At 71.0% G+C, this 5,917-nt stretch carries 8 protein-coding genes, 2 tRNA genes and 1 pseudogene; 4 read left to right on the top strand and 7 right to left on the bottom strand.

Going from position 1 to position 5,917, the window contains the following annotated elements:
* The 3 genes and pseudogenes from JWR86_RS10400 to JWR86_RS10390 form a co-directional block, all read left to right on the top strand.
* Positions 1-108 (top strand): annotated as a pseudogene (locus JWR86_RS10400) (RidA family protein); the annotation flags it as partial.
* A complete protein-coding gene (locus JWR86_RS10395) occupies positions 105-854 on the top strand; it encodes a glycerophosphodiester phosphodiesterase family protein (RefSeq protein WP_299564668.1) in 750 nt (249 codons plus the stop codon). The pseudogene JWR86_RS10400 and the gene JWR86_RS10395, both read left to right, overlap by 4 nt.
* Positions 851-2,053 (top strand): GNAT family N-acetyltransferase, encoded by a 1,203-nt coding sequence (locus tag JWR86_RS10390; protein WP_299564665.1) that lies wholly within the window; start codon positions 851-853, stop codon positions 2,051-2,053. The genes JWR86_RS10395 and JWR86_RS10390 overlap by 4 nt, the downstream gene beginning before the upstream one ends.
* On the opposite strand, the gene JWR86_RS10385 is transcribed toward JWR86_RS10390, so the two are convergent.
* Positions 2,050-2,694, bottom strand: a complete 645-nt coding sequence (locus JWR86_RS10385) for a DUF1275 family protein (RefSeq protein ID WP_299564662.1) — start codon at positions 2,692-2,694, stop codon at positions 2,050-2,052. The genes JWR86_RS10390 and JWR86_RS10385 overlap by 4 nt on opposite strands.
* A gap of 119 nt (positions 2,695-2,813) precedes the next feature.
* Here JWR86_RS10385 and JWR86_RS10380 point away from each other — a divergent pair, with 119 nt between their 5' ends.
* Positions 2,814-3,248: an HIT family protein gene (locus JWR86_RS10380; protein WP_299564659.1), complete on the top strand. Its 435-nt coding sequence runs from the start codon at positions 2,814-2,816 to the stop codon at positions 3,246-3,248.
* 49 nt (positions 3,249-3,297) lie between these two features.
* Here the strand turns inward: JWR86_RS10380 and JWR86_RS10375 are convergent.
* The 6 genes from JWR86_RS10375 to JWR86_RS10350 form a co-directional block, all read right to left on the bottom strand.
* A tRNA-Ser gene (locus JWR86_RS10375) sits at positions 3,298-3,390 on the bottom strand.
* Positions 3,391-3,401: 11 nt separating this feature from the next.
* The gene (locus JWR86_RS10370; RefSeq protein ID WP_299564656.1) at positions 3,402-4,229 is read right to left on the bottom strand and encodes a glycosyltransferase family 2 protein; all 828 of its coding nucleotides are present in this window, start codon (positions 4,227-4,229) and stop codon (positions 3,402-3,404) included.
* The gene (locus JWR86_RS10365) at positions 4,226-5,053 is read right to left on the bottom strand and encodes a 3-keto-5-aminohexanoate cleavage protein (protein WP_299564652.1); all 828 of its coding nucleotides are present in this window, start codon (positions 5,051-5,053) and stop codon (positions 4,226-4,228) included. The genes JWR86_RS10370 and JWR86_RS10365 overlap by 4 nt, the downstream gene beginning before the upstream one ends.
* Before the next feature lie 170 nt (positions 5,054-5,223).
* Positions 5,224-5,299, bottom strand: a tRNA-Phe gene (locus tag JWR86_RS10360).
* A 33-nt stretch (positions 5,300-5,332) separates the two neighbouring features.
* A complete protein-coding gene (yacG, locus tag JWR86_RS10355; protein WP_299564649.1) occupies positions 5,333-5,560 on the bottom strand; it encodes a DNA gyrase inhibitor YacG in 228 nt (75 codons plus the stop codon).
* 1 nt (position 5,561) lies between these two features.
* Positions 5,562-5,917 (bottom strand): Maf family protein (locus tag JWR86_RS10350; RefSeq protein WP_299564646.1); only part of this gene is annotated, 356 nt, incomplete at its 5' end.

The following is a 5,917-nucleotide window of genomic DNA, read 5'->3' as shown; positions in this document are numbered from 1 at the left end:
GTCGAGGTGCTTGGTGAGGCGGGCCGCCATGCCCGCTCGACGATCGGCGTGGCGGGCCTGCCGCTCGGCGCTTCGGTCGAGGTCGAGGCGACGTTCGAGGTGGCATGACAGCGCCGTCCTGGCTGGTTGCGCGGCCGATCGCGCATCGCGGGCTGCACAGCCTCGACCGGGCCATTCCCGAGAACACCGCTGCGGCGGCGGAGGCCGCGGTTGCGGGAAGATTCGCCATCGAATGCGATGTCCAGCTCTCGGCTGACGGCGACGCGATGGTGTTTCACGACCACGAGCTCGACCGTCTGACCGACCGGATGGGGCCGGTCCTGTCGCTGCCGGCCGCCGCTCTCAGCACCCTCTCCGTCGGCGGCACGGCCGAGCGCATCCCGAGCCTCGCGGCCTGGCTCGACCGCATCGCCGGCCGGACCCCGGTGGTGATCGAGATCAAGAGTCGGTTCGATGGCGACGAGCGGCTCGCCCGCCGGGTGGCCGAGGTGCTGCGCGGCCGCACCGAACCGCTCGCGGTGAAATCGTTCGATCCTGAACTGGTGCAGCTCCTGCGGCGGATCGCGCCGCACGTGCCGCGCGGGATCGTGGCAATGTCGCGCTATGTCGGCGCCGAATGGGCCCGGCTCACGGGGCCGCGCAAACGCGACATGGCGAACCTTCTGCACTGGGGCGACACGCGTCCCGACTTCATCTCCTGGCACCATGCCGACCTGCCGAATGCCGCCACCGCCCTGCCCCGCCTCCTGGCCGGCGTGCCGGTGATGACCTGGACAATCCGGTCCCCGGCCGAGGAAGCCGCCGTGCGGCCCCATGCCGACCAGATTGTGTTTGAAGGCTTCGTGCCGGCTTGAGCCGCAGCCGCGACGCCGTGGAGGTCAAGGTCGCCCAGGGCTTGGGACAGGTGGCGGCGGCCGAGTGGGATTCCTGCGCCAACCCGCCCCGCCCCGCCGCGGCGGGCGGCGATGAGACGTTCAACCCCTTCGTGTCACACGCCTTTCTGTCGGCGCTCGAGGATTCGGGCTCGGTCGGCCGGCGCACCGGCTGGTCGCCGGTGCACCTCCTGGTCAGCGGACCCCAAGGCGGGCTTGTCGCCGCCGCCCCGTGCTATCTGAAAACCCATTCCATGGGCGAATACGTCTTCGACGGCGGCTGGGCCGACGCCTACGAGCGGGCCGGCGGCCGCTACTATCCGAAGCTTCAGGTCAGCGTGCCGTTCACGCCCGTCACGGGGCCGCGCCTGCTGCTGCGCGCCGACGCGCCGGCCACGGCGCAGGACACGCTGGTCGCCGGCCTGCGGGCCCTGCGCGAGCAGATCGGCGCCTCCTCGACCCACGTGACGTTTCTGACCGAAGCGGCCGGCCAGGACCTCGCGGCGCGCGGGTTCCTGCTCCGCACCGACAAGCAGTTCCACTGGTTCGACGACGGCTTTGGCGATTTCGAGGGCTTTCTGGCCGCGCTCGCCGCCCGCAAGCGCAAGGCGATCCGCCGCGAGCGGCGCGAGGCGCTCGCCAGTGGACTCACGGTGCGTCGGCTCACCGGAACCGACCTCACGGAGGCCGTGTGGGACGCGTTTTTTGGCTTCTACATGGACACCGGCTCGCGCAAATGGGGCCGGCCCTATCTGACCCGCCGCTTCTTCTCGCTGATCGGCGAGCGCATGGCGGACCGCATCCTGCTCGTCGTGGCCGAACGCGGCGGTCGCCCGGTCGCGGGCGCCATCAACTTCATCGGCGACGTGGCCCTCTATGGCCGCAACTGGGGCTGCATCGAGGACCACCCCTTTCTGCATTTCGAGCTCTGCTACTACCAGGCCATCGAATACGCGCTGGAGCGGGGCCTGAGCCGGGTCGAGGCCGGCGCGCAGGGCGAACACAAGCTGGCCCGCGGCTATCGGCCCGTGACCACCTATTCGGCGCACGACATCGCCGATCCGGGGCTGCGCCAGGCCGTGGCAGCCTACCTCACACGCGAGCGGGCCTACGTGGCCGCCGTGCAGGGGGAGTACGAGGCGGCCATGCCGTTCCGCCGCGGCGAGCCCGAGGGGGACTAGGCGCTGCGGGCGGGCTCGCGCCACGCGGCCGGGATCGCCAGCACCAGGGCGGCCGCGGCCGCGATCCACAAGCTGCCGAGCCCGAGCCAGGGATGCACCGCGGCGCCCAGGACGGCCCCAACCACGAGCCCCAGCCAGAGCAGCAGATAGGGCATCCAGCCCCAGCGCTCGCCGCCCAGCAGGGTCGCGGCGATCCGCTGGCCGAGCTTGACCAATGTGCCGGTCATGTAGGTCAGCCCGACCTGCACCTCGCCGTCGCGCTCGAAGACGGTGTTCTCGGCCCCCATGGCCAGCACGGCGGCCGCGATGGCGGCGGCGAAGAGGCCATGGCGGTCCAGTGCAGCCGCGCCCGCCAGCAAGGCCGCGACCAGGATCAGGATGGCCGGACGGCGCCAGCGCGGCACCGTGCGGCCGAGCAAGGTGCCGGCGACCACGCCGAGCACGAACAGGAGCACCAGGGTGGCGGCCGTCAGCGCGGCCCCCGATCCGTCGACGATCCCGGTCGCAAGCCGGGTCGAGTTGCCGCTCATGAAGGACACGAACAGCCCGCCGAGCTCGATGAAGCCGACCGCGTCCACATAGCCGGCCAGCATCGAGAGGGCGGCTGCCAGGAGCCTCGTCCGGGAGCTTTGACGAATCACCTGCCGCTCCGCCCCCGGGCCCACCCGGCCCGGACGCGGCGCGCTCGCCGCCCGTCCGCCGAGCCGCTACTGTGCGGGTCCTCCCGCCTGCACGCCAGGCCGGCCACCCGGAACCCCGCATGCCCGCCTACGACCCGTCCAACGTTTTTGCCAAGATCCTGCGCGGGGAACTGCCCTGCGTGAAAATCTGCGAGGACGACCGCACCCTCGCCTTCATGGACATCATGCCCCGGGCCGATGGGCACGCGCTGGTGATTCCGAAGGCGCCGAGCCGCAATCTTCTCGACATCGGGCCCGAGGACCTCGCGGCGATTCACGTGGCGGCCCAGCGCATCGCGCGGGCGGCCATGCAGGCCTTCGACGCGGATGGCATTACGGTGCAGCAATTCAACGAGAGCGCGGGCGGGCAGGTCGTGTTCCACACCCATGTCCACATCCTGCCGCGGCACGACGGGGTGCCGCTGCGCCCGCATACGGGCGACATGGCAAAGCCAGACGTCTTGGAAGCGCATGCGGCGCGGCTGCGGGCGGTGCTGGAGCGGGTCGCCCCGTGACGGCTTCGGCGGAGCGAGGCCGCCTCTCGCCGGGACGGGCCGGGGCCCGTGGCGGAGACGAGGGGATTCGAACCCCTGATACGGCTTTTGGCCGTATAACGGTTTAGCAAACCGCCGCCTTCAGCCTCTCGGCCACGTCTCCGTCGCGCCGGATTACGGGGTCGCGTTCGGGGGGTCAACACGGGGAACGGCAGGACCGGCCTCGGAGCGCCCGCGCAGCCGGCGCTGCTCGTAGTGCTTGGCCATCCGGATATGGCGCGAGATGGCGTAGTTCATGGCGGTCAGGAAGCCGTACACGCCCCGCAGGGCGTGGCGGCGGCCGATATAGGCCTTCCAGAATCCGGCCTGGAACTCGACAAAAACGCGCCAGGTCGGGATCGTCACCCCGCGCTGGTCGAGATCGGCCGCCTGCTGGTCGGAATAGCGGTTGAGCTTGGCGAGTTGGTCGCCGAGCGAGCGCACCGAGAAATGGTGAAGCTTGCCACGCAGCCGCCCCACCCGGGCATTCTCCGCCATGTCCACCCGGTCATGCACCGGGGACGGCGAGTAGCGGCCGCGGCTGCGGCGATACAGCCGGACCGGATAGAGCGTGTAGGCGAGCGGGTGTGGCACCCTTTCGCCCGGAAAGATTTCCGCGATGCCGATGCGATAGCCGTCCAGCGGCGGAGGCGCGCCGGAGAACATCCCGCGGATCTCCGCCGCGAGATCCGCCGACACCACCTCGTCGGCATCCACATTGAGCATCCAGTCGTGCCGGCACTGCTCCTCGGCGAAGCGCTTCTGGGCACCGTAGCCGGTCCAATCCCGGTGCAGCGTGCGGGCGCCGAGTTCGGCCGCCACCTGCACCGTGGCGTCGCGCGAGCCCGAATCGACCACGACGAGGTCGTCGGTCAGGTCGCGGACCGCCCGGATCGTGTCTCCGATGCGGTCGGCTTCGTCGCGGGCGATGATGAAGACCGAGAGGCCAAGGCCGGAGCTCAAGGGCGGAGCCCGAGGGCGGCCCTCGCCTCTGCGGGCGTCGCGACCCGCCGGCCGTGCCGCTGGACGGCCTCGGCCGCCAGGCCGACGAGTTCAGCATTGCTGGCCGCCAGCCGGTCGCGGCTCGTCCGCACGTTGTCCTCGAGGCCGGTCCGGACGCCATCGGCGCCGCGGGCCAGGGCCCAGTCCATCACGACCGCCTGGTTGCGGCCGATTCCGGCCGCCGTCCAGGTCGCGTGCGGCAGCAGAAGCCGCATCTCCCCGTAAAGGATGTCGAGCAGCCGCTCCTCGGCCGGCATGGCGTTCTGCACGCCCATCACGAACTGCACGTGCGGGCGGTCGTCCATCAGGCCGCTATCCACCAGCCGGCGGGCGCCGTGCAGGTGCGACAGGTCGAAGACCTCGATCTCGGGCCGAACGTTGTGCTGCTGCATGCGGGTCGCGAGGTCGATCACCAGCCCGGGCGCGTTCTCGTAGACGATGGTCGGGAAATTGACCGACCCCGTGGAGAGCGAGGCCATGTCGGGCGCGAGGTCGAGCGAGGAGCCGCGGGCCGCCTGGTCACGGCCGCGCCCCCCGGTCGAGAACTGGATGATCATGCCCGGGCAGTGGCGGCGCACGCCCTCCTGCACGGCCGCGAATCGGGCCGGGTCGGACGATGGCGTCTCGTCGTCGTTGCGGACGTGGATGTGCACCAGCGTCGCCCCGGCCTCATAGGCCGCATGCGTCGATTCGATCTGCTCGGACGGGGTCGTCGGGACGGCCGGGTTGTCGGTCTTGCGCGGCACCGAGCCCGTGATCGCGACGGCGATGACGACGGGTTTCATGGCTCTCCTCACGTCGGCTGCTGCCTCGCGCATACGCGGCTCGTCGGGCAGCGTCTATGCGGGACGTTTGGAGAGGCGCGGCGCAGTTGATGCCGGCGGATGGGACCGCCCCTGTCAGGGTCGGCGGGGCCGACGGGGATGTGGGAGCCGGGTCAGTCCCGGAAAGATGTTGGTGCCCAGGGGCGGAATCGAACCACCGACACTGCGATTTTCAGTCGCATGCTCTACCAACTGAGCTACCTGGGCGACCCCGGCGAGGCCGAGTGAGCGGGGCTTACATCACTCCTCGCCGGTCTGTCCAGCGATCCCGGGCAGAAGGATGGGTCCGCCGTCATCCTCATCCCCATCTTCCGCCGGAACGGCATAAGCGTCGGTGAGCCAGCGGCCGAGATCGACGTCGGCGCAGCGCTCCGAACAGAAGGGCCGCAGGCGCGGCAGGCTTTTGCGGCGGCAGATCGGGCACGGCTCTGGCGCCGCCCCTTCATGGCTCTGTCGGGATCCGGCCATGCTAAGCGCCCTCCCCCCAGCCCGCCCGGACCGGAAAGCCCTCGCCCTCGAGCAGCGTCGAGACCTCGAACAGCGGCAGCCCGACCACGGCCGAGTAGGAGCCGACAAGCCCCGTCACAAAGGCGGCGGCGCGGCCCTGGATGGCATAGGCGCCCGCCTTGCCGCGCCATTCGCCCGAGCCGAGATAGCTGTCGACCTCGGGCGCCGCGAGCCGCTTGAACCCGACTCGGCTCTCCACGATCCGCTCGCGCAGACGGCCGTCGGGCAGCGACAGGCAGATCGCCGTCTGCACCCGGTGGGCGCGACCGGACAGGAGGTCGAGGCAGAGCCGCGCCAAGGCCGCGCTCTCGGCCGTCG

This window comes from Enterovirga sp. (assembly GCF_028290205.1).
Lineage (GTDB): Bacteria > Pseudomonadota > Alphaproteobacteria > Rhizobiales > Beijerinckiaceae > Enterovirga.
Note: the sequence above shows the minus strand (reverse complement) of the source record. Positions and strands in the feature narration are given on the sequence as shown.

What these genes read in the sequence shown, in the direction of transcription:
- yacG (WP_299564649.1), bottom strand. Translation starts at nt 5,560, where the DNA reads ATGGCCGGATCCCGACAGAGCCATGAAGGGGCGGCGCCAGAGCCGTGC.
- JWR86_RS10380 (WP_299564659.1), top strand. Translation starts at nt 2,814, where the DNA reads ATGCCCGCCTACGACCCGTCCAACGTTTTTGCCAAGATCCTGCGCGGG.
- JWR86_RS10365 (WP_299564652.1), bottom strand. Translation starts at nt 5,053, where the DNA reads ATGAAACCCGTCGTCATCGCCGTCGCGATCACGGGCTCGGTGCCGCGC.
- JWR86_RS10395 (WP_299564668.1), top strand. Translation starts at nt 105, where the DNA reads ATGACAGCGCCGTCCTGGCTGGTTGCGCGGCCGATCGCGCATCGCGGG.